The sequence below is a fragment of the Geofilum rubicundum JCM 15548 genome (assembly GCF_000974365.1).
Lineage (GTDB): Bacteria > Bacteroidota > Bacteroidia > Bacteroidales > Marinilabiliaceae > Geofilum > Geofilum rubicundum.
The window spans coordinates 21,781-43,574 of the sequence record NZ_BAZW01000015.1 but is presented as its reverse complement, the minus strand read 5'-3'; the positions used below and the strand labels follow the sequence as shown (position 1 = coordinate 43,574).

The window sequence follows — 21,794 nt, the reverse complement described above, 5'->3', positions numbered from 1 at the left end:
AATTTAAACAAAACATGAAGCACAACCTTCGCCCTCAGCATCATCTAGGATATCCAATAGGTAAGGTGATTTTACTTTTGATTTTCTTTCCATTCTTTTTATATAGTCTTCTTTGATGGCGGCCATTCTTTTGGGCTGGATTAGTTCTTCTAAACTTTCACCCTGGCCCCATGTGTAGCCGTCTTTCTCATATTCCATAGCTTTCTTGTATAATTCTGGATGTTGTTCATACAACCATACCCACTCAATTTTTTGCTGATAGAAACAGAAAAAACAGCCAGACCGGCTTCTTGCATATTGCCCCTTTTTTCCATTGATTTCAAAATCAACCTTGTTGTAATATGCGGGAACACCAACACCACTTTCCTCTAAAATTCTAAAAACATCGTCTCTCACCAACACCTCATCATTATCCAAAAGCGGAAATGATTCTTCTGTTGCTAAAGGATAGTCAGTAGTTTTCAAAAAATCAAAAACCAAGTGATTGAACGCCTTCACATTTGCATCAAGCAAAGTGTTGAGTTTTTGATAAAGTGTAAAACTTGGTTCAATCTTGCGGGATAGGGTTTGTATGACTTTTTCCTGATTCTTGCCAAAATCGACATTCTGAGAAATGTTCAAAAGTTGCTCTAAATTTTGATTTGACAACAATTTTGATACAACATCTTGACTCCAAATATTCTTACGAAATGGAAATATAGACTGAATGTTTTTCTTAGTAGAAATGTACCCCTCCCTTTCTTCATCTCCTCGAATCCCTACATATGAAATTACCGGGTCTGTGCCAACATAGTTTTCAAAGGGCTCAAGTTTTAACTTTTTCGTGCACCACCGTGCAGTTGAGGAAGGCAGGAATCCTCCATACATTTTCAAAAAATGATCAAAAGGATCTTCTGAACTATTTTCTGCACCCTGTAAAAGATTGATTTTCACCCCTAGATAAACTTCAAGATTGCGAATCAACTGGTAGGTTTCTTCTAATTCCTTTCCTGTGTCACAAGAATAAAAGTCCATATCAATTGAAGGATATTTTGTCTTTACATAAATAGCTAAGGCTGCACTGTCCTTTCCTCCTGATATACCCAATACGTGTCTAACTTTGCTCATTGTAATAATTCTTTTAATAGGTTTAATACGGCTGCAATGTTCGAGGTATTGTCTTTGCCTAATTTATTCCTTAATTCTGTTTTTAATAGATCTATTTCTTTGCTCTTATTCTTTGGAATTCTAACCACTTTTGGATCAATTTTACTAAAAAAAGAATCTATTTTTACCCCGATCACATCTTCTTGATTTTCATCAACATCCGCCTTTGATATTTTAGTTAAACTGTCTAACTCCAGAATCATTGATTTAAACCTCTCGTATAATAAAATTTCATCTTCGTCGGAAAACATCTCTAGTGTTTTACCTGTTATGGCTTGTCCTATTGAGTTTAACCAAGCTTTTTTATCATCTAGCGGAGAATCCAATCGCTGAATAAAACTTTTTTGATTGCTCAAAAGCATATGTTTCTTTAATTTCGAAAATCGCTTTTGCAAGTATTCCTTATAATCTTCAAAATCAACCGATTTCCCAATAAATTCATTACAAATAAAATCTTCAAATCGCTTCAAAAGTTCATCATATGCAGTTCTTAACTCCCTTACGGCATCTTGAAGGTTAGTTGTATAACTTTGAAGTTTCGATTTATCGTTTTGTAAAGCTGATAACGAAATCCCCAAAGCATTTGGAAAAGCCTCAAAGAACGTTTCTTCCGGATCTTTACTTGTGGAAATAGCTTGGCGAATCCTTAGCGCTGAAGGAGAAAGTCTCTTAGTGTTTTTTGCATAACTAGGTAATTGTTTGTAAAAGACTAAAAATGGTTTAATTGTCTCAATGAAAGATTTATTGTCAAACTTTTGCTCTGTGGATTGATTCAAAAAAGTCCGGTAGCTATTGAAAATATCTAATTTTACACCTTCTATGTCAAATGTCTTAATGGAATACTTATCCGGATATTTGGCAATCAATTCCAAATTTTCTTCTGATAAATACGGGATATAGCTTTCATCGTTGAATATGGCAAAATCGTCTCGCTTCAAAAACAAGAATGTTGGAATCCAAAAATCAATCAACCCTTGCTTTAGTTTAAAGGGCCTCTTACTAAGTAGATCGGCCAACTCAGATATCCTAAGCTGTTCTGATTTTGCACTATCCAAAAAATCCACTGATGCATTCCAAAGCTTATTGAAGGACGAATTTTCATCAATTGAAATAACTCCAGTGGTGTTTTCCCTTATGGGAGATATCCCATTCTCTTTTAACAGTGAAAGGTAAATGGTCTTTTCAGGCGGGAATCTAGAATCTTCGAAACCCAAATTATCCTTGTCCCAATTATTGGCTAAAGCTTTGAAATAATTTCTTTTTGCTGAATGAATGGACGATGAAATTTTATGTTTGTTCACCAATTCATTTTTGAACACAGGAGTTGAATCATATACAGTGCTACACACCTGAGAGAGTAATTTGTTGAAGTCCTTCTTATTAGCAATCTGCTTTTCTTTACCTTTAAAAAACCATTTCACCTCCTTACTTCCTGTATAAATACTATCAGTTATGTAGTGATTTAAAAGCCTTATTTGAGATTCCACGATATTTTCAAGCTCTCTTTTTGCAACCTTATCCTCGTGGTTTTCTTGGATGACTTTTTCAATTTTTTCAATCTCAAACAATAAGTTCTTTATCTCGTCTGAATTTTTAAAGAAGCAATAAATGATTGCTTCTTCTTGTTTTTTTGATTTATTTATGATATCACTTTCTTTCAGCTTTCCATTGAAAACAAGAATGACAGAACCATCAATCTCTCCCTCAATTTTTCTATCGGTAGGGTAATCTGAAATTACAAACTCAAAATACCTTGGCGTTCCTTTAGCAAAGGAATATTGTTTGGCAAAAACAGGACTAAATCGAATATGCTTATTCAAAAGAGTTGTTATATCAACAACCTCTGATATTCTATTGCCTGCTTCAATTAAGGCTGTTTGAATATCTAAATCCGTCCCTTCAAAAAGAATAAACCTCTTCGAATGAGAACGATACCGGATAATATTCTTAGCTTCAAGGTTTTTTATTAAAATTTTAGCATCCGGAATGCCACAAGCCATTTTCAAATAATCAATTAAAAAGTTTAAGTCCAATATCGAACCACTAGCTGCAAAAACATTTAACAGTCCAATGGTTTTAACTGTCTTAACATAACTATTGATTGACGAATCAAACGTTCTTTCCACTTCCTCAATCGATGAACGAATAGAGCTCCAAAATGAGAAGTCAGGATTATACTTTGAAGTTAAAAATGAATAGAAGTTGAAATTGAGATAATCGTAAACATTTGACAAATTATAAAAAGGGTTCTCCTGTCGATCATATCTCATCAACCCAGTATGGTCAGTTGATTCGAGAAATGAAAATAAAGACCGCTCATTTTGGCCATATCTCTGTAAAGAAAGAGTAAGAATGTTGGCCGAAAGCATATCAAGAGGATAAAGGTTTGAAGCTATCTCATTTAAGAATTCTTTGTTGAAGTTGAAGGCTTTTGCTTCAGTTGTTAGCTTTAAACACTTTTTAATTGCTGTATTTGACCTTTTGCTATCAAAATGTTCAGCAACATATTCCGAAGCTAAAAACAGCAACTGTTCAACAGGTTCATTAAAAGTTATCTCTCTAAAACGTCCCTTAACTTTTGTCCACTCTTGTTTTTGAGTTATACTAAGTGAATAGGCATAGGATTCTATACTTTGATGAACCGTTGTAATTAAAACAACATTGTGTTTAGGGTTATTACAAAACTCCGCAAGTTGTTGAATGAAATACAATTCATTTTCAGGATTGTGTTTACTTGCATATTCTAAAAATTTTCCAAATTCATCAATTAAAACAAATAAAACTTTGTTCTCATTATCTATAGAATAGTATGCATTAAATATTTCAGAAAGAATATTCTCCTGTAAGTCCTTCTTAGTTTGCACATCAAAGGTGTTTGCAAACTGTTCAATAATTGATGAATAAGAACCAATAATCTTTATAAACTCAAAGCTTGCACCACCAATAAAATTTGGATCAAAATATCGCTTGCTACCTTGTACACTTTTTTCAAATGCCCATAAAAAGGACGATTTCCCGGTGCCATATGTACCGACAACATTGAATGAACGAATCCCCTTTTTAAAGTCATTAACGATTTGGCTAACCACCTGCCTTGCATTGGGTGTCGGAATATAATCAAAATCCCGATCAGTATCTCTGATAATATTAACCGATGTTGTGAAGTTATTTGCCATAATAATTATCTAAAACTGAGTACGCACTAGGTTTATTCTTGAACTGAAGTTCCTTTATTCCTGCCTGATCAGTAAAGGTAATATCTTTATTTACACTAATCATTTCCATTATTTTATTCACCAATCCTGAGCGATTTAAAGCAAAAATAGACCCCGGACTATTAAAGTCAAACTCTAAAGAGTTTAGACTAATAGAGTTCCCGTAATTTAGGTTATCCAAAATAGAAAAAAGCACAACAGCTTCTGAAAGATTATCTCTTTCATTATTTTCTATAAAAAATTGTTTGCCTACTCCTTTTCCAGTTGCTTTTAGAAGATCTATTTCAGAAAGAATCCCCGAAAAACTATCTTCAACATCTTTACTTTCAGTGTCGTTCTTGTATAGGTTTACAAAAACGTCAAAATCTTTCCCAACAGTATTTTCATTAAAATTCAAAGCAGGATTTATTTCCCCAATTCTCTTAATGTAATTTACAAAAGAATCTTTGTCGAAGAATAGTTTTTCCTTTCTAAATTCATTGAAAACAATACTGTAAATTGAAGAAAACCCGCTTTTTACAAGCTGGTAATGCAAAAGCCATATGCTAGCCTCATCTTCCAAAAAAGGATCATAACCAGTTCCATTATCAAATAGTCTCTTGCCAAATTCAGTAGGTATATCTTTATTATCAATAATAGAGAAAGCTTTTAGCCAAAAACGTATGGATGAAACCATATTTTTTCCGACACCAAGTTTTATAACAGCATCTTCGTCATTGAAGCTTTTCCCTTCCTGCACAAAATCAAACCCTTTTTTAATCCACAATTGCCTGCAATGGAAAGTATCGTGTCCAGAAAAAGAGTACCTTGTTATTAAAGCTTGTTCTAATGTCATATTCTCGAGTAAAATTGAATTATTTTATGGTACAAAGTAATCAATTATTAGCTGATTTGAACCCTCTAAAATGGCTTTTCTACCAAGACCTCATTTAATCATATTGAAAATTTGGACTTTAGCTATCGCAGGAATTGCTCTTGATGCAATCCTAAGCAAAGTACTTTCCAATCGAACAACACAAACATCAAAGTCTTTTAGGTAAAAATTCCTAAATTTTACTTCTATAATTAATTTTTTTGAAAAAATATTAAAAAAAAGAAGCCTACCCAATAATCAGATAAAAGAAAGATATCCTTGATACATTAAAAATAGTATTCCCAAATGTCCTAATCAAACCAAAATATCCATTACAAGAGTGAGGACATATTAATTGTACCAATTAGTCTGTATGTACCTTATCTAGTCAATTGTTAAGCTGATAAAACATATTCTATTTGATTCATTTCGCCGTCAAAATGGCATTTTAAGATGGCTATGATTTTTAACAATCTTATGAAAAAGTTAATTTTGTAAAAATAGAAAGGATCAACAAAACAAAATGGGAATGCATGCTTTAGTTACAATTGAGGTTTCTGATTGTTCAAGTAAGAAACTTGAAATATTCAATGAATTTTTGAAAAGACGTAAATGGACTAAACTGGATGGGTTTTCGAATGTATGGATTGTGCTTTATAAAGATACGGTTACTTTCTGGGGTGTAAGATCTTCAATAAAAGCAGAACTTGCTGCTGCGCAAAATGAATCACAAATATCTGACATTAAATATGTATTCCAGGTAAATGCAGGCTATGATTTTTTCGTGTCAACTTGGGATTGGAAAAACGAAAAGAGCATCTGAATTTGACTTCTATTTGTCGTTTTAATTCGTTGTAAACAAATAAGATAACGATTTACATGTAAACATTAAGCCAGCCACGTATAAAGCAGGTAAGGAATTTTTCCTCGATGGGGATACCGTCCTGAGAGGTCCAATTTTCCAGGTTGTAGTGGAATCTCTTAGAATTATTCGGAATTAGTTTAAGGTTTCTGAGAAACTCTGGCAACTATTGGATTTTTTCAAATTCTGTGGTAAAAAGGCTGCCAGGTCAAGCCGTTTTCTGGGATTCAAATTGCTGACTTTTCACCATCCAAACGAGGGACCATAACGACCTGCCAAATGATACCGACATTGACGCATAAAAATTGCTTGTGTGCTGGCCAGTGCTTTGCTAATCCTTACGAGTCGGACTTAAGGGCACAATATTTTCAATCTGCACAAATGTCCAAAAACCTACCCCCTCTACTTTATCCCCCCAAACGCTCCAAAGCACATGTTCTTGTGCAAAATTTCTACCTTGCTAAATTCCACTTGTTTCATGAGGTCCAATTGATAATTCATGGATCTTGGGGAGTCTTCTTTGGCTATGTAATCTAAAACTTTTTGGCGGTATTCCTTACCATTCAGGCCCTCTAAATAGTCTCCATACCTTTCCCAGGTATAGTTGTTGAGTAATTCTGTGTCTTGTGTGATTAAGTCGGAAATCATCAAACATCCGCCGGATTTGAGCAACCAACATCCAATAAATTGGTGGCCTTAGGAACGATTCTTTTTGCGGCCTCCGTGGTGAGTTCCAATGAAATTTTGGCGTCTATGGTGGCGACTTGCCCTGTTTCGAGATTTGAAAATCGCTCGACATCCTTGTCAAACCTTTCTTTGATTTCTGCTACTGTCGATTTTTTCATTTACTGGTTGGTTTCAGCGTTTTACTATTGGTGAAGTCAGTGCTTACGATAATTACCTAAACCAATTCATAATTGGCATTTCGTCCACCTTCCTCTGTCTTTTGCAAGATACCTCTTTCTACCAAATCCTTTATATCCCGCAATGCGGTGTCAGTAGAGGTTTTAGTGATTTTGGCCCATTTGGAGGTTTGTAATTTGCCTTTAAAGCCTTCAAAAAGTTTGTTGAGCATTAAGCGCTGGCGTTCATTTATGGAGGTGTGCTCGTGTAGTTTCCAAAATTCTGCTTTGCGCAATATTTTTTGTGTTGTGTTTTCGGTGGCCAGCATGGCGTTTTTTAAGCAATGTAAAAACCATTCGATCCATTCGGTTATGTCGCCAGTGCTGTGCTGCACCTTTTGTAGTATTTTGTAGTACTGCTTGCGTTCTACTAAAATTTGGCTCGACATGCTGTAAAAACGTTCACCGCTACCTTCGGAACGAGCCAATAACATATCTGTCAAGGCTCTTCCTATTCGGCCATTTCCGTCATCAAAAGGGTGTATGATGATGAACCAAAAGTGGGCTATGGCGGCCTTTAAAACAGGGTCCAGTTCATCATTATTGTTGAACCAATCCAGAAATTGATCCATTTCCGATTTAACGCGTTTAACGCTAACAGTTTCAAAATGGACTTTTTCTTTGCCCATGGCACCTGATACTACTTGCATCTCGCTTGTACGGTATTGGCCTGTTTCAATTTCGTAGGGTCCACTGTATCCGGTAGGGAAAAGTGCAGCATGCCAACCAAACAAACGTTTTTCTGTTAAAGCCAGGTTGTGGCGTTGGGTAGCATCGAGCATCATTTCTACGATGCCTTCTATGTGGCGGCTACTTGGTACAAGCCCGGCTGTATTTATGCCTAAACGTCTTGCTATGGACGAACGCACTTGGTCGTAGTTGAGTAATTCACCTTCAATCTCTGAAGATTTTACGACATCTAAGGTAAGTGCAGTAAGCGTGGCTTCTTCTTTGGCCGAAAAGCCCAAAGCATTCATTTGACCGATAATTTTTCCTTGCATTAACCGGACTTCCCCAAACAATCCATTTATAGCTTTATCATTCCAGGTAAAATGGGACCAGCTTGTATGTTCATAAATGTATTTTGCCATTGCTCGATCGTTTATGCGGTAAATATACAAACTATTCGCCGCAAATTTGCGGTGAATAATTCCTTTTTTCACCGCAATCACTTAATGACCTTATGAATCATAGAAAGCACTTTAGGTTAATGGTGACCAACACCCTAATAATACCCGCCCCCAATCACCAACTTCACTACCCAGTTAACGAGCAGGGCCCCGACAAATAATTTGATCCAAACGGCTTTGATGGCAAAGCTTTTGGACTGCCATAAGGCTTTGATGGATAGGGTGGAAAGTGCTGCCAGGTAGAGCATGAAAAGCATCCAGAGCGGATTGTATAAAAAGGCTTGTGACCAATGGCCTTGTGAGGCGGAGCTCAGGGCTCGGGAATAGCCACAGGTGGGACAGGGATGACCGGTCAGGGTTTGGAAAAGACATTGGAGTTGGCCCTGAAACAAGACATCAAAAAGTGGATAAAAAAGGGTAACCGTGCAGGTAAGGAAGATGGCGGAATACAGTAGGTAGCCAAATAGCGTCAGCCTGTGGTCCCTTTCTATAACGAAGCGATTACCAAATGCGACTGCCACAGCGTACACATCTCCTGATTTCTTCCTTGGTGCCGTCTGTTACAAACGGAATCCAGCAAAGGGGCAGGCAGAATAAAAACAGAACTACAAAGAGAACCCAGCCGGTACTGGAAATTTTCTTTTCAATAAAGGGCATGCCTTCATGCTCGCAATAGGGACATTTAAATGCCATGGTTTTTGTTTTAGGGTTGATGACTGATAGCTGAAATTGAGTTATTCGACCAAATATAAAAAAATATACAATTGTTCAGTTACTCACTTCCGCTATTTATAACCAGTCTACCAAAGTATAACAACATTTAAACCCTAACTGGCAAATGAACGTTATCTTAAAAATACAAAATTGTTTATCTTTGGTGCTAACAAAAAAAAGTTGACTTATATGCCCATATTTAACGATATTTTTGCCTTCATTAATTCGAAGCGCATCAGTCAGATAGAGAAGATGCGGTCGCAGCCGGGAGAAATGCAGAATGAGCAGTTTAAGATGCTCATCAGTAAGGCGGCGGACACGACTTTTGGGAAGGAGCATGACTTTGCTTCGATCAAGTCGGTGGACACTTTTCGGGAGCGGGTTCCGGTGTGCGATTACGATGGCATTATGCCGCACATTATCCGCTTGCGTCAGGGTGAAAAAAACCTGCTTTGGCCGGGTGAAATCAAGTGGTTCGCGAAAAGCTCGGGAACGACTTCTTCGCGCAGTAAGTTCATTCCTATTTCTAAGGATTCGCTGGACGACTGTCACTATCAGGGGGGTAAGGATACGCTGGTGATTTACAACCAGCTGAACCCGGAAAATCAACTCATGTCGGGCAAGACCCTCACCCTGGGCGGCAGTCACCAGATCAATAATTTCAGTGACAATTCGCTGTACGGCGACTTGTCGGCCATCCTCATTGAAAACCTGCCTTTCTGGACCAACTTTGTGCGCACGCCGGACCGGGAAATTGCGCTGATTGATGAGTGGGAAAAGAAGATGAAGCTGATCACGGAAACGACCATCAAAGAAAATGTGACGGCGCTGGCGGGGGTGCCTTCCTGGTTCATGGTGCTGCTGAAGAATGTACTGAAGCACACGGGCAAGAAAAACCTGACGGAGATATGGCCCAACCTGGAACTGTTTATTCACGGCGGGGTGAGTTTTACGCCTTACCGTCAACAATACAAGGATTTGGTGCCGAGTGACAACATGCACTACCTGGAGACCTACAATGCCTCGGAGGGCTTTTTTGGTATTCAGGATGATTTCAGTTCGCCGGGACTGCTGCTGATGTTGGATTACGGGGTTTTCTATGAATTTATGCCCTTGTCGGAACTCGGCAAAGAACATCCCAAAACGCTGCTGCTGGACGAGGTGGAAAAGGATACGGACTATGCCTGATCATTACCACCAACGGCGGTTTGTGGCGCTACCAGATTGGCGATACGGTACGCTTTATTTCTACCTATCCGCATAAGATTATTATTTCGGGACGTACCAAGCATTTCATCAATGCTTTTGGGGAGGAGATGATGATTGACAATGCGGAAAAGGCGCTGGATGCGGCTTGCGAGGCGACGGGTGCTACCATCAAGGAGTTTACCGCAGCCCCCGTCTACATGGGGGCGGAAACCAAGGGGACGCACCAATGGCTCATCGAGTTTGACAACCCGCCGGCGGACACCAGCGCGTTCATGAAAATCATGGACGACAATCTCCGTGAAAACAACAGCGATTACGATGCCAAGCGTTACAAGGATATTACGCTGGATACGCCCCAACTGGTGGTGGCACGGGAGGGCCTGTTTTTCGACTGGCTCAAAAAGAAAAAGAAGCTGGGGGGCCAGAACAAGGTGCCCCGACTGGCCAACAACCGGGAATACATTGATCAGCTTCTGGAATTAAACGAAACAGCTCACATCTAAGACAACGCACTATGCACATTGCCATTGCAGGGAATATCGGGTCGGGAAAAACAACCTTGTCGGGCCTACTGGCCAAACACTACGGCTGGGAGGCCCATTACGAGGAGGTGGATGAAAATCCTTATCTGGCAGATTTTTATGAGGACATGAAGCGCTGGTCGTTTAACCTGCAGGTTTACTTTCTCAACAGCCGCTTTTCGCAGATTGTGAAAATCAGGCAGCAAACGGACAAGACGGTGGTTCAGGACCGGACCATCTATGAGGATGCGTACATTTTTGCCACCAACCTTTACGACATGGGCTTGATGAGTGAGCGCGATTTCAACAATTACCTTTCGCTGTTTGAGCTGATGACCAGTCTGATTCAGCCACCGGATTTATTGATTTACCTCCGCGCCTCGGTGCCCACGCTGGTGCGGCAGATTGAACTGCGCGGCCGCCCCTACGAGGCGGGCATCCGACTGGATTATCTCAAGCGTCTGAACGAGCGCTACGAGGGCTGGATGATGAAGTACACGGGCAGCAACCTGCTGACGGTGAATGTGGATGATACGGATTTCATCAAGGACCCCATGGCACTGAGCTCCATTTTTGATAAGGTGGATGCCAAATTGCACGGACTGTTTTAAGAATAATAGGTCAAGAGGCGGTGCGAAGCGGAAGTTGTAACGAAGTGGAATACCGAGAATCGGTACCCGCGTAGCGATGGTAGGTTGTTTAAGGAACTGTTGAATGTTGCAAATTAAAAGATAAGCGATGAATTTATTGGGGAATCTCATTTGGCTGCTTTTTGGCGGACTGATTATGGCGCTGGAATATTTTGTGGCTGGTTTGCTGCTGATGCTCACGATCATTGGTATACCTTTCGGACTGCAAGCCATGAAGCTGGGACTCTATGCCTTAATGCCTTTTGGCTCAAGGGTGGTGCCTGATCCCTATCCGGGCGGGTGCATCAACACGCTGTTCAATGTGATCTGGATTGTGTTTTTTGGTATATGGATAGCGCTCAGCCATCTTTTTTGGGGTATCTTGTTGTCGATTACCATCATTGGTATTCCCTTTGGACGCAGGCACTTCAGGATGGCAGGTCTGGCGCTTTCGCCTTTTGGACAACAAATCATTTAAACCAATCGATAAACCCTATGAAGTCGTTACTAAAGAAAATATTCCTGATGGTGGGCCAGTCGCTTTTCAGATATGGTCTGGGCATTATTCTGATTTGGCTGGGCATCATGAAATTCAAAAATTCGGAGGCCCTGCAAATTGAACAGACCATGGCGCAAACGGTCCTCTTTCAGTGGATGCTGAAATACGTTACCATTTATGCTTTTTCACAAATCATTGCCTGGATTCAGATTGTGGCAGGCGTGTTGATTATGTTGAAGCCGGTGTCGGCGTCACTCTCACGTTGGGGCGGCGCGCTGGCCATGGTGGTCTTTTTGGCCGGCATTCTGGTGTTTTTTACCTCGGGCGTGGTGTGGCAGACCGGCTACGGTTTTCCGGAGCTGTCGAGGGCGGGACACGCTTTCTTAAAAGATTTCATCCTGTTTGGTGCTGCGGCCTGGTGCTTCAGTGACTCGCAATAAAAGGCTGTATGGAAAAAAATGTGACGGTGTATTGCGCTTCCAGTCCGGGCATCCCCCTCCACTACTTTGAGGCGGCGGAAAAGTTGACGGAGATTTTGGTGTCGGAAGGGTACGGACTGCTTTACGGTGGCGGTGCTACCGGACTGATGGGGTGTGTGGCGGATACGGCCCTTAAAATGGATGGCCGCATCAAGGGCATCATTCCCCGTTTTATGATTGAGGTGGAATGGGAGCACAAGGGGGTAAAGGACATGGTGCATGTGGATACCATGCATCAGCGCAAGGCGCTGCTGATTGCCAATACTTCGGCCGTGGTGGTTTTACCCGGCGGCAGTGGTACGCTGGAGGAGTTGTATGAGGTGGTTTCCCTCAAAAAGCTGGGACAGTTCCCCCATCCCATTGTGCTGCTGAACACCAAAGGGTATTTTAACCCCCTTATTGAGATGGCGCAGAAGATGGCGGAGGAGAATTTTATGCGGCCTGAGCATTTGGGTATATGGGACGTGGCGGACACGCCTGAGGGCGTGTTAGCGGCCATCCGCAATCATGTGCCGTGGGGACCGGAGGTGATTGATTTTGCGGCCATCCCCAAAAGCAACGGTAAAAATTGATGTTGTGTAACAGTTAATTCCTATTTTTGCATGGCAATCCGGTAAAAGCGTGACGAATATGAGGGATTTTCATTTTAGCAAACCATCTGAGCAGACCGATTCCGTTCCATCGACGATAGCGGTGCCGCAGATCAATGTGCCCTCCACCATTCAAATCAACACGCAACTGAGCATTCCCCAACGACGCATTGAGCTGGTTCAGCCCGATTCTGCCAAGGAAGCGGCCCGCGCCAGGGCCAACAGATGGCGGCCACCACCGCCACCGCCTGAACTGTCGCATGAAGATTCGCTGGATCTGAATTTGATTCAGGGCGACTCGCTCTATACCAATTGGGATTTTAGTGTGGACATCGGATCAGTTCCTCCCTCGGAATTTTCGGTGATCGGCGACAGTCTGCTCATCAGCGGCGCTGCCGCCGCGGATAGCATGGCCATGGATTCTCTGGCGGTAACGGAGACCGCTGAGCAGGAGACGCATAGCAGTGTACCCCGACAAGTGCTGGGGGATGGTCCGGTGGAAAAGCCGATGCTGCAGCAGGACTGGTTCATTGCGGTGCTGGTGGCTATGGTGTTGGTAACGGGACTGGTGCGTATGAACTGGTACCGCTATTTGAAGGATGTGATGCTGACCATCTTTTTTCCTTCTTTTACCTCAAAACTGGGAAGTGCCAATGCGTCGAATTTTGCGCCCAGTTTTATTCTGGGGGCCCTCTTTTATTTCAACAGCTCCATCTTTGTCTTTCAAATTCTCACCTATTATGAGCGCCCCATTGTGGGTGTAGAGGCGCGGCGATGCTACCGGTGATTCTGGCCTTTATGTTTGTGCTGTTTACGGCCAAAATCATTGCCTACCGAATTATCGGAAAAATATTTGGCACCTCCCCTGCCATCAATCAATACCTTTCCTCGGCCTCGGCAACCAGCAAAGCCTTTGCCGTGATACTGCTGCCCATCATTGTGCTTTTGCCGTTCTCAGAACCGGCCCTTCAGGTCGGCCTGATCAAAACGGGTATCGGACTGTTTATTGCCCTCTATTTGATACAATTAACGCACGGCATCAGAGCGAATTTTTCAAATCTTCTTTCTGGTTATTATATTATTTTGTATCTTTGCGCTCTGGAAATTTTACCCTTAGCTATACTCTATAAGGTACTGTTCAAATAGAAAATGGAGTAGTTCCGATTTTTGTTGAACTAAAACTGATGCACATTGAAGATTAAAAAGATTCTGGTTTCACAACCCAAGCCAAGCACCCTTAAGTCGCCCTACTTCGAGTTGGCCGAAAAAAACAATGTCAAAATTGATTTCAGGCCATTCATTCAAGTGGAAGGGGTGAACTCCAAGGAGTTTCGCCAGCAAAAAATCAACATTCTGGATCACACCGCTGTGGTATTCACCAGCAGGACTGCCATTGATCACTTTTTCAGAATTAGCGAAGAAACACGAACCATCATTCCCGATGACATGAAATATTTCTGCATCTCGGAAGCCACGGCTTTTTACCTGCAGAAATACATTGTTTACAGGAAGCGCAAAATTTTTCATTCAACCGGTAAGTTTTCCGATCTGGTGGATGTCATGAAAAAACACAAGGAAGAACGTTTTCTGGTGCCGCTGTCAGACATGCACAAACAAGAAATTCCGGAATTACTGAACAAATCGAAGGTCAAATACACCAAGGCGACATTCTACCGCACCGTGAGCAGCGATTTGAGCGATATCAAAGAAATTGATTACGACATGCTCGTCTTTTTCAGTCCCTCAGGTATTGCCTCCTTGTTTCAGAACTTCCCCGATTTTAAGCAGAACGATATTGTGATTGCCTCTTTTGGACCTGCGACCGCCAAGGCGGTCACAGAAGCCGGTCTGCGCCTGGACATTCAGGCACCCATGCCACAGGCACCATCCATCACCGCTGCATTGGAGATGTTCATCAAACAACACAACAAGAAGTAAAGCAACACCACAGGGCAGGCCCCTGATATAAAACAGAAACACTCCTTTGGCCTTTGTTCCGAATGGAGTGTTTTTTTTGTAGGTTTGAGCAGTTGTTTAAGCAGCCTTAGAAAGATAAAACCGTCGGCAAAAACACCATGACACTACCGCAGTACACATTTAAAAAGAAAGAACGTCTTTGCCTGAAAAAACAGGTGGGTGAGCTTTTTGAGTCGGGCAAGGCCCTGATGGCTTACCCCGCCAGGGTGCAATACCTGTTGGTGGATGCGGTAGACGACGCACCGGCCAAGATTCTCTTTTCGGTACCCAAAAAGCGCTTTAAACGCGCCGTAAAACGCAACCTGATCCGCCGCAAGATGCGCGAGGCCTATCGCCTTCACAAACACCTCCTCTACCCCCACGTTCCCGAGGGCAAGCAATTAATCTTTGCCCTCATTTATCTCGATAAGGAAGTACTGCCCTACACCTCGATTCAAAAGGGCGTATTAAAGGCCATTGACAAACTCACCGAAGTACTGACAACAGCACCGGAAGACACCCCAATAAGCAAGGAAGCCCATGAATAAGTTCTTTCACTATCTGCGACAGGCACTGGTATTTCTCCTGGTGCTACCGGTGAAATTCTATCAGTACGCCATCAGTCCCATGCTGGGTTCCTCCTGCCGCTACTACCCCACCTGCTCGCAATACACCATCGAAGCACTCAAAAAACACGGTCCCATCAAAGGCCTGTGGCTGGCCATCAAGCGCATCGCCTCCTGCAATCCCTGGGGCGGCCACGGACATGATCCGGTGCCATGATTTAGGGCCCACTTCTTGTTCATTAACAAAATTCCTATTACTTTAGCGCTCGCTTGGCGACAAGCGTAACCATATAACCATCAATCCCGTTTCGCATGATTAGAATTACCCTCCCCCTGTTTGTCGGGACCATTTTTGTGGCCCTGCTTTGGTTTTCCGGATGCAACCGGACGGAACCATCAGAAATTTCCCATTCGGGTTTTCACCCGCGCATCACCGCCTTTACTTCGGGCTACATACCTACCAACGGATCATTCATCGTTCAGTTTACCGACAGTGTGCCATCGGCCATGGCCGGTCGGTCGGCCCCTGCTTCTGTAGCTACTATTACTCCCAGGGTGAAGGGCAGCTGGAGCTGGACCGATAGTCAAACGCTTCAGTTTACACCAGAGGAGAAACTGCATCCGGGCTCAACCTATCAAATCACCCTTCATTTGAAGCAATTGCTGGACGGTGAAAAGGAGGATTTCTTTTTTGAGGTGGCCACCATTCCCCAAAATTACCGCATTACCACCAACTATCTGGCACCCGCCGGGGAGGACGATTTTGAGAATTACAAAATAACCGGTCGGCTGACCGTCGCGGATGACATCACGCTGGAAGAGGCTCAGGCCGTGCTGGAGGCGGAGACGCCCGATAAGGATTTACCCATTGCATGGACCCAAACAGATGGCAAGACCTTCCTCTTTGAAATTACTCCGATTCGTCGACAGGAAAGCGCCTACAAGGTGGAACTGCACCACTCGGGTGCCGTGATTGGTGCCACCGGAAAGGATGTGATTGAAATTCCCATTCCGGCCATTGGCGACTTCTCGGTACAGGCGGTGGAGACGGAACAGCAGCCGCGACAATCCATACGCTTTATTTTCAGTGCGCCGCTGGACGATACCCGCGATATCACAGGGCTCTATCTCTTTACCAACGGGACGGAGGCCTCGCATTTTGTCAATGGCAATGTTTTGGAAATCTATCCTTCCCAGAACATCTATGGCGATTATGAAGTGGTGCTGCTGCCGGGCTTGCGCAGCGTACTGGGCGATGTTACCGGAGACAGCCACCGCTTTCAACTGCACTTTTCGAGTCTCAACCCGGCCGTGGAATTCATTGGTCAGGGCAATATTCTGCCTTATTCCGACCAGCTGCTGATGCATTTCAAGGCGGTTTCGCTGAAATCGGTCATTGTGCGGGTCATCAAAATCTACGAAAACAACATTCCCCACTTCCTGCAGGTCAACACCCTCGATGAAAGCTCCCAGCTGAAAAGGGCGGGGCGACTGGTGCACCAATCGGTCCTCTCCCTCGAAAAGGATGCCACGGTGGATCTGAACAAGTGGAATACCTTTGCGCTGGATCTGTCGAAAATGATTCAGCCGATCCGGGTGCCATTTACCGCGTTGAACTGGGCTTTGAACGCATGGATGCGGTTTTTCCCTGCGCCGAGGCAGAAACGGGCACCATTTCCCAGGAAAGAAAGTGGATGGACGACGGCGACTTCTGGGACGAGGCCGATAACTACTACAGTGAATATCCCTATCAATACGAGGAATGGAACTGGAGAGAACGCGACAACCCTTGCTCGGATGCCTACTACCGGCGCTCCCGCTGGGTCAGCCGAAACCTGATGGCCTCCAACCTGGGCGTCATCGCCAAATCAGGTATCGGTGCATCATTGCATGCCTACATCACGGATTTGTCCACCACGGCCCCCATGGCCGATGCCTCGTTGGAGGTGCTCAATTACCAGCTGCAATCACTGGCCAAAGGGCAGACCGATGCGGAGGGCATGGCCCGACTGAACATCTCCAAAGGCAAGCCTTTCTTACTGGTGGTGAAAAAGGACCAACAGCGGGGCTATCTCCGACTGGATGAAGGTCACGCCCTGTCGGTAAGCCGCTTCGACGTGGCGGGACAAACGCTTCGGGACGGCCTCAAGGGCTACCTGTACGGAGAGCGCGGTGTGTGGCGCCCCGGGGATTCCATCTTTGTCTCTTTTATTCCGGAGGACAAGCAACGGCGCCTGCCGGACAACCATCCGGTGACTTTTGAGCTGATTAATCCGCGTGGACAGTTGGTGAAAAGAATGGTCAGCAGCCATCCGGAGAACCTCATCTATACCTTCCGCACGGCTACGGCGGAGGATGCGCCCACCGGTTTCTGGCAAGCGCGTGTATCGCTGGGCGATGCCGTGTTTGAGCAACCTTTGCGCATCGAGACCATCAAGCCCAACCGACTGCGCGTGGAACTGACATTCGGCGCGGAAGTACTATCAACCAGCCAAAGCAACACCATTGCCTTTAAGTCGGAATGGCTGCATGGCGCAGCGGCGGCGAATTTGAAGGCCGATCTCAACGTTTCGGTGAAACCCATCAAAACCACATTCGACAAGTACCCGGGCTACCTATTCGATGATGCGGCCAGGCGCTTTGAACCATCGGAAAGGACGCTCTTTGACGGCCGACTGGATGCCAACGGGGAGGCGACCATTACCATGCCGGCCGGCACCAATTACCGGGCGCCGGGCTTTCTCAACGCGACTTTTACTTCCAGGGTGTATGAAGAGGGCGGATCGTTCAGCATTCAGCAGACCAACAAGAAAATGTCGCCCTACAAAACCTATGTGGGCATCCGAACGCCGGAGGGCGATAAAAACAACTATTTAATAACGGATAAGGACTATCAGATTGACCTGGCTACCGTGAGTGAAACAGGACGGGCGATGAGTGTCCAAAACCTGAAATACACCATTTATAAAATCAACTGGCGCTGGTGGTGGGACCGCAGCGAAGAAGATTTGGCCCGCTATGTGAGCTCAGGCTCCGCCACTGAAATCCAATCGGGAACGGTCCATACTTCCAACGGCAAGGGCACGCTTCCTTTCAAAATTGAGCATCCTGAATGGGGCCGCTACCTCATCCGCGTGGAAGATGGCCAGGATGGTCACGCCACCTCCGCCACCGTTCTGGTAGATTGGCCCGGTTGGGCCCAGAAACCGGGCCGCGGCGGCGCCGATGTAGCCGCCATGTTGCTGTTCAACACGGATAAGGAAAAATATGAAACGGGACAAACGGCCACCGTGACCTTCCCCTCTTCGGGCGAAGGCAGAGCCCTGGTCAGTCTGGAAAACGGCGCAGGCGTCCTGCGCAGCTGGTGGGTACAACCCCAGGCAGAAAGCACTTCCTTTACTTTTGAAGTAACGGAAGAAATGACCCCCAATATTTACGTTCATATCAGCTATTTACAGCCGCACCAGCGCAAGAACAACGACCTGCCCATCCGCCTATACGGGGTCATTCCGGTCATGGTACACAACAGTGCCAGCATCTTATCGCCCGAAATTAAAACGGCCACTGAATGGCGCCCCATGCAGAAAGCAACCGTTGAGGTAAGCGAAGCTAACAACCAGTCGATGAGCTACACACTGGCCATCGTCGACGATGGCTTGCTGGACCTGACCAACTTTAAAACGCCCAATGCCTGGAACCTTTTCAATGCCCGCGAAGCACTGGGCAGCAAGACCTGGGACATCTACGATTTTGTCCTGGGTGCCTACGGCGGTCGCATTGAACGCATTTTTGGCATTGGCGGCGGGGATGATTTGATCGGGGCGAACGCCAAAAACCAGACACGCCGTTTTGAACCCATGGTTAAATTCATGGGGCCTTTCGATCTGAAAAAGAGGGGTAAAAACAAACACGACATAGACATTCCCAATTATACCGGGTCGGTCCGCGTCATGGTCGTCGCCACCAGCGGCCAGGCCAACGGGTCGGCCGAACAGCGGGTGGCCATCAAGCAGCCCCTGATGGTGTGGAGTTCCATGCCACGGGTTCTGGGTCCGGATGAAACCGTGCTTTTGCCGGTGACCGTCTTTGCCTCTGGCCAGGCGGTGGGCCGGGTGAAGGTGAGAGTGGCGCTGGATGACTTGCTGACGGCGACCGGACAGGAAGAGCAGACGGTGGTGTTCGATCAGGAAGGGGAACAGACGATCTACTTTGAATTAAAAGCGGGTGCCCAAATTGGTGTATCAAAGATTGAGGTAACCGCCCAATCAGGTTCTGAATCAGGATCTAATACCATACATTTACCCGTTCGTAATCCCAATCCGCCCATGACCGTGGTTCAATCGGTGACCATTCCCAAACAGAGTTCGCAGACCATCGACTATGCCCTCTTTGGTGTGGCGGGTTCCAACTCCTCTGTCCTGGAGTTAAGTACCATTCCACCCATTGATTTTGGCCGACGGTTGAAATTTTTACTTCAATATCCCCACGGTTGCATTGAGCAAATTACCTCGGGCGGATTTCCGCAGCTGTACATGCCCGACATCATGGAAATGAAGGTCGGGGAGCTCAGCCTGACACAGGCCAATGTGCAGAGTGTGATGAACCGACTGCGGTCGTACCAGACCGCCGATGGCGGTCTGGCCTACTGGCCGGGTGGTAACCAATCCGACGAGTGGGGAACCAGCTATGCCGGTCACTTTATGCTGGAGGCCGAAAAGAAGGGCTACACCATTCCCCAGTCGATCAAACAAGCCTGGTTGGGCTATCAGAAAAATAAGGCCGGGGCCTGGGTGCCCGACCGGTCGGGCCGCTACCACGGCAGCGATTTTGTGCAGGCCTACCGCCTCTTTACCCTGGCGCTGGCTGGTGAGACCGAAATTGGTGGCATGAACCGCTTGCGCCAACAGCCCAACCTGTCGAATCCCGCCAAATGGCGTCTGGCTGCGGCCTATGCCTACGCAGGCATGGGTGAAGTGGCCAAAGAAGTGGCCCAGTCCCTGCCGACGGCCAATCCCCAACAAGTCTATGCCTTTACCTACGGATCGGAAACACGCGATTTGGCCATGGTGATTGAAACGCTGCTGCTGATGGGTGAGCGCGAGCAGGCGGCGCCCCTGACGCGACAACTCGCCAACAGTCTGAACAGCGACCAGTGGATGAGTACGCAGACCACCGCCTATTCTCTGCTGGCACTGAGTCGCTATACCCAGGGACGCCCATCAGGGTCGGGTCCCACCAAAGCAGCATTCAAGGTGAACAAAGAGCGGGCGCAAAAAATCAGCTTTACCAAACCGCTCTTCCGCGAAGTTTTGCAACTGGAAAGTCGGCCCAAGGGCCAAATGCTGATTGAGAATGGATCCGACAAAGAAATATTTGCCCAATTAATTTTGGGTGGCCAGCCGCTGAAGGATAGCTTGTCGCTTAAGTCGGCTTCGGGACTGACCATGCAAATGGAGTACCGGACGCTGGACAACCGCCCGATTGATATAGCCAGTCTGCCGCAAGGCACCGACTTTAAAGCCATAGTCACCCTGGGCAACCCGGGTGCCGGCACCATCACCAACCTGGCCTTGACGCAGATATTTCCTTCCGGATGGGAAATTCGCAACACCCGCATGGAAGCATCGGCGCAGGTGCATGAATTGGATCAGCCAGATTATCGGGATGTGCGGGACGACCGGGTGCTGTCGTACCTCGACCTGAACCGGGGACAGTCCAAAAAACTGGTGGTACTGCTCCATGCCTCTTACGCCGGGGAGTTTTTCCTGCCGGCCGTTACCTGTGAAGCCATGTACGACCACAACATCCGTGCTTTGGAGCCCGGACAATGGGTCAGGGTGCTGCGTGAAGAATAGATGCTACCTTACATTGACATACATACCCACCATCTTCAAAACCATCCGGAGGTTCTCGAAATTCTGAACCTCCGGGCCGGTGAAGACCGGCCAGAATTCCAGGCCAGCCACGTCAGCTTTGGTGTTCATCCCTGGGATGCCGACCAGCCGGAACGCGTGCGTTTAATAGATCAGGCCAGCGACATCGAGCATCTGACCGCCATTGGCGAATGTGGTCTGGATAAATTCCAGGGGGGCGATCTGGCCAAACAGACAAGCCTGTTTAAACAGCACATCGAGCTTTCCGAAAAATTGAATGTGCCCGTAGTTATTCATTGCGTGGGTTATTTTAACGAGTTGATGGCTTTGCGGAAGGAAGGCACTGCTACCCGACCCTGGATCATTCATGGCTTTGCGGGACATCCGCAATTGGCGGAACAGCTGATTAAGGCGGGCTTTTTCCTCTCCTTTGGGGAAGCACTGATGCAGGCCGACAGCAAGGCAGCCGGCGCGCTGAAAGCGCTGGCGGCCGACCAGTGGTTTTTAGAAACGGACGAAAGCGAGCAATCCATCCAAAGCATTTACCAAAGGGCAGCAGATATAGGCCAGATATCGCTTAGCCAACTCAAAGCACAGCTACACCAAAATTTTCTTTCTACCTTTGCGGGTCAAAATTTATAAGGAGGAAG

General features: G+C 45.4%; 23 protein-coding genes. 15 read left to right on the top strand and 8 right to left on the bottom strand.

The window, feature by feature from the left end:
- Positions 1-3: 3 nt before the first annotated feature.
- From JCM15548_RS09035 to JCM15548_RS09025, 3 genes are read right to left on the bottom strand one after another with little or no spacing between them, the layout of a single operon-like run.
- Entirely contained in the window at positions 4-1,107 is a 1,104-nt protein-coding gene (locus JCM15548_RS09035; protein ID WP_062124560.1) for a phosphoadenosine phosphosulfate reductase family protein, read from the bottom strand.
- The gene (locus tag JCM15548_RS09030; protein WP_062124557.1) at positions 1,104-4,322 is read right to left on the bottom strand and encodes a hypothetical protein; all 3,219 of its coding nucleotides are present in this window, start codon (positions 4,320-4,322) and stop codon (positions 1,104-1,106) included. The genes JCM15548_RS09035 and JCM15548_RS09030 overlap by 4 nt, the downstream gene beginning before the upstream one ends.
- Positions 4,312-5,196: a DUF4007 family protein gene (locus JCM15548_RS09025; protein WP_062124555.1), complete on the bottom strand. Its 885-nt coding sequence runs from the start codon at positions 5,194-5,196 to the stop codon at positions 4,312-4,314. The genes JCM15548_RS09030 and JCM15548_RS09025 overlap by 11 nt, the downstream gene beginning before the upstream one ends.
- Before the next feature lie 547 nt (positions 5,197-5,743).
- Here JCM15548_RS09025 and JCM15548_RS09020 point away from each other — a divergent pair.
- Positions 5,744-6,037, top strand: coding sequence for a hypothetical protein (locus JCM15548_RS09020; RefSeq protein ID WP_157482581.1), 294 nt, complete (start codon positions 5,744-5,746; stop codon positions 6,035-6,037).
- Between the two features lie 441 nt (positions 6,038-6,478).
- Here JCM15548_RS09020 and JCM15548_RS23545 read toward each other — a convergent pair whose 3' ends face one another.
- From JCM15548_RS23545 to JCM15548_RS09005, 5 genes are all read right to left on the bottom strand, one after another.
- A complete protein-coding gene (locus JCM15548_RS23545) occupies positions 6,479-6,724 on the bottom strand; it encodes a hypothetical protein (protein ID WP_227625634.1) in 246 nt (81 codons plus the stop codon).
- Entirely contained in the window at positions 6,724-6,921 is a 198-nt protein-coding gene (locus JCM15548_RS23540; RefSeq protein WP_227625633.1) for a hypothetical protein, read from the bottom strand. The genes JCM15548_RS23545 and JCM15548_RS23540 overlap by 1 nt, the downstream gene beginning before the upstream one ends.
- Before the next feature lie 56 nt (positions 6,922-6,977).
- Positions 6,978-8,069, bottom strand: coding sequence for a Fic family protein (locus JCM15548_RS09010; RefSeq protein WP_062124618.1), 1,092 nt, complete (start codon positions 8,067-8,069; stop codon positions 6,978-6,980).
- 134 nt (positions 8,070-8,203) lie between these two features.
- The gene (locus JCM15548_RS21055; protein ID WP_162198202.1) at positions 8,204-8,629 is read right to left on the bottom strand and encodes a DUF2752 domain-containing protein; all 426 of its coding nucleotides are present in this window, start codon (positions 8,627-8,629) and stop codon (positions 8,204-8,206) included.
- Positions 8,610-8,801: an LITAF-like zinc ribbon domain-containing protein gene (locus JCM15548_RS09005; RefSeq protein ID WP_062124551.1), complete on the bottom strand. Its 192-nt coding sequence runs from the start codon at positions 8,799-8,801 to the stop codon at positions 8,610-8,612. The genes JCM15548_RS21055 and JCM15548_RS09005 overlap by 20 nt, the downstream gene beginning before the upstream one ends.
- 210 nt (positions 8,802-9,011) lie before the next feature.
- Between JCM15548_RS09005 and JCM15548_RS09000 the strand changes: the two genes are divergently transcribed.
- From JCM15548_RS09000 to JCM15548_RS08940, 14 genes are all read left to right on the top strand, one after another.
- Positions 9,012-10,010 carry a GH3 family acyl-acid amido synthetase gene (locus JCM15548_RS09000; RefSeq protein WP_262486966.1) on the top strand — a complete coding sequence of 333 codons (999 nt, stop codon included), beginning with the start codon at positions 9,012-9,014 and terminating at the stop codon, positions 10,008-10,010.
- 20 nt (positions 10,011-10,030) lie between these two features.
- On the top strand, positions 10,031-10,534 hold the full coding sequence (locus JCM15548_RS26590) for a GH3 domain-containing protein (RefSeq protein WP_262486965.1): 504 nt from the start codon (positions 10,031-10,033) through the stop codon (positions 10,532-10,534).
- An 11-nt stretch (positions 10,535-10,545) separates the two neighbouring features.
- Positions 10,546-11,163, top strand: a complete 618-nt coding sequence (locus JCM15548_RS08995; RefSeq protein ID WP_062124549.1) for a deoxynucleoside kinase — start codon at positions 10,546-10,548, stop codon at positions 11,161-11,163.
- A 127-nt stretch (positions 11,164-11,290) separates the two neighbouring features.
- Complete coding sequence (locus JCM15548_RS08990) at positions 11,291-11,659, top strand: YccF domain-containing protein (RefSeq protein WP_062124547.1); 369 nt, start codon at positions 11,291-11,293, stop codon at positions 11,657-11,659.
- Between the two features lie 17 nt (positions 11,660-11,676).
- Positions 11,677-12,120, top strand: a complete 444-nt coding sequence (locus JCM15548_RS08985) for a DUF417 family protein (RefSeq protein ID WP_083985062.1) — start codon at positions 11,677-11,679, stop codon at positions 12,118-12,120.
- Between the two features lie 8 nt (positions 12,121-12,128).
- Positions 12,129-12,731, top strand: coding sequence for an LOG family protein (locus JCM15548_RS08980; protein ID WP_062124543.1), 603 nt, complete (start codon positions 12,129-12,131; stop codon positions 12,729-12,731).
- Between the two features lie 58 nt (positions 12,732-12,789).
- Positions 12,790-13,536, top strand: coding sequence for a hypothetical protein (locus JCM15548_RS08975; protein WP_062124542.1), 747 nt, complete (start codon positions 12,790-12,792; stop codon positions 13,534-13,536).
- Positions 13,524-13,895 carry a DUF4271 domain-containing protein gene (locus JCM15548_RS08970; protein ID WP_062124540.1) on the top strand — a complete coding sequence of 124 codons (372 nt, stop codon included), beginning with the start codon at positions 13,524-13,526 and terminating at the stop codon, positions 13,893-13,895. The genes JCM15548_RS08975 and JCM15548_RS08970 overlap by 13 nt, the downstream gene beginning before the upstream one ends.
- Positions 13,896-13,940: 45 nt before the next feature.
- Complete coding sequence (locus JCM15548_RS08965; RefSeq protein WP_062124539.1) at positions 13,941-14,687, top strand: uroporphyrinogen-III synthase; 747 nt, start codon at positions 13,941-13,943, stop codon at positions 14,685-14,687.
- A 137-nt stretch (positions 14,688-14,824) separates the two neighbouring features.
- Complete coding sequence (gene rnpA, locus JCM15548_RS08960; RefSeq protein WP_062124536.1) at positions 14,825-15,253, top strand: ribonuclease P protein component; 429 nt, start codon at positions 14,825-14,827, stop codon at positions 15,251-15,253.
- Positions 15,246-15,488, top strand: coding sequence for a membrane protein insertion efficiency factor YidD (gene yidD, locus JCM15548_RS08955; protein ID WP_062124534.1), 243 nt, complete (start codon positions 15,246-15,248; stop codon positions 15,486-15,488). Before rnpA ends, yidD begins: the two co-directional genes overlap by 8 nt.
- 95 nt (positions 15,489-15,583) lie before the next feature.
- A complete protein-coding gene (locus tag JCM15548_RS23535; RefSeq protein WP_062124532.1) occupies positions 15,584-17,110 on the top strand; it encodes a hypothetical protein in 1,527 nt (508 codons plus the stop codon).
- The gene (locus JCM15548_RS08945; RefSeq protein WP_062124530.1) at positions 17,110-21,126 is read left to right on the top strand and encodes an alpha-2-macroglobulin family protein; all 4,017 of its coding nucleotides are present in this window, start codon (positions 17,110-17,112) and stop codon (positions 21,124-21,126) included. Before JCM15548_RS23535 ends, JCM15548_RS08945 begins: the two co-directional genes overlap by 1 nt.
- Positions 21,127-21,786 (top strand): TatD family hydrolase, encoded by a 660-nt coding sequence (locus JCM15548_RS08940; RefSeq protein WP_062124528.1) that lies wholly within the window; start codon positions 21,127-21,129, stop codon positions 21,784-21,786.
- Positions 21,787-21,794 lie beyond the last annotated feature (8 nt).

Bases quoted from the DNA above. Each gene is read 5' to 3' on its own strand.
- JCM15548_RS08990 (WP_062124547.1), top strand. From the start codon at position 11,291: ATGAATTTATTGGGGAATCTCATTTGGCTGCTTTTTGGCGGACTGATT.
- JCM15548_RS23545 (WP_227625634.1), bottom strand. From the start codon at position 6,724: ATGATTTCCGACTTAATCACACAAGACACAGAATTACTCAACAACTAT.
- JCM15548_RS08940 (WP_062124528.1), top strand. From the start codon at position 21,127: ATGCTACCTTACATTGACATACATACCCACCATCTTCAAAACCATCCG.
- JCM15548_RS08985 (WP_083985062.1), top strand. From the start codon at position 11,677: ATGAAGTCGTTACTAAAGAAAATATTCCTGATGGTGGGCCAGTCGCTT.
- JCM15548_RS08945 (WP_062124530.1), top strand. From the start codon at position 17,110: ATGGCCTCCAACCTGGGCGTCATCGCCAAATCAGGTATCGGTGCATCA.
- JCM15548_RS09020 (WP_157482581.1), top strand. From the start codon at position 5,744: ATGCATGCTTTAGTTACAATTGAGGTTTCTGATTGTTCAAGTAAGAAA.
- JCM15548_RS09000 (WP_262486966.1), top strand. From the start codon at position 9,012: ATGCCCATATTTAACGATATTTTTGCCTTCATTAATTCGAAGCGCATC.
- JCM15548_RS08970 (WP_062124540.1), top strand. From the start codon at position 13,524: ATGCTACCGGTGATTCTGGCCTTTATGTTTGTGCTGTTTACGGCCAAA.
- JCM15548_RS09005 (WP_062124551.1), bottom strand. From the start codon at position 8,801: ATGGCATTTAAATGTCCCTATTGCGAGCATGAAGGCATGCCCTTTATT.
- JCM15548_RS08980 (WP_062124543.1), top strand. From the start codon at position 12,129: ATGGAAAAAAATGTGACGGTGTATTGCGCTTCCAGTCCGGGCATCCCC.
- JCM15548_RS08975 (WP_062124542.1), top strand. From the start codon at position 12,790: ATGAGGGATTTTCATTTTAGCAAACCATCTGAGCAGACCGATTCCGTT.
- JCM15548_RS08995 (WP_062124549.1), top strand. From the start codon at position 10,546: ATGCACATTGCCATTGCAGGGAATATCGGGTCGGGAAAAACAACCTTG.
- JCM15548_RS09010 (WP_062124618.1), bottom strand. From the start codon at position 8,069: ATGGCAAAATACATTTATGAACATACAAGCTGGTCCCATTTTACCTGG.
- rnpA (WP_062124536.1), top strand. From the start codon at position 14,825: ATGACACTACCGCAGTACACATTTAAAAAGAAAGAACGTCTTTGCCTG.
- JCM15548_RS09030 (WP_062124557.1), bottom strand. From the start codon at position 4,322: ATGGCAAATAACTTCACAACATCGGTTAATATTATCAGAGATACTGAT.
- JCM15548_RS09025 (WP_062124555.1), bottom strand. From the start codon at position 5,196: ATGACATTAGAACAAGCTTTAATAACAAGGTACTCTTTTTCTGGACAC.
- JCM15548_RS23540 (WP_227625633.1), bottom strand. From the start codon at position 6,921: ATGAAAAAATCGACAGTAGCAGAAATCAAAGAAAGGTTTGACAAGGAT.
- JCM15548_RS09035 (WP_062124560.1), bottom strand. From the start codon at position 1,107: ATGAGCAAAGTTAGACACGTATTGGGTATATCAGGAGGAAAGGACAGT.
- JCM15548_RS23535 (WP_062124532.1), top strand. From the start codon at position 15,584: ATGATTAGAATTACCCTCCCCCTGTTTGTCGGGACCATTTTTGTGGCC.
- yidD (WP_062124534.1), top strand. From the start codon at position 15,246: ATGAATAAGTTCTTTCACTATCTGCGACAGGCACTGGTATTTCTCCTG.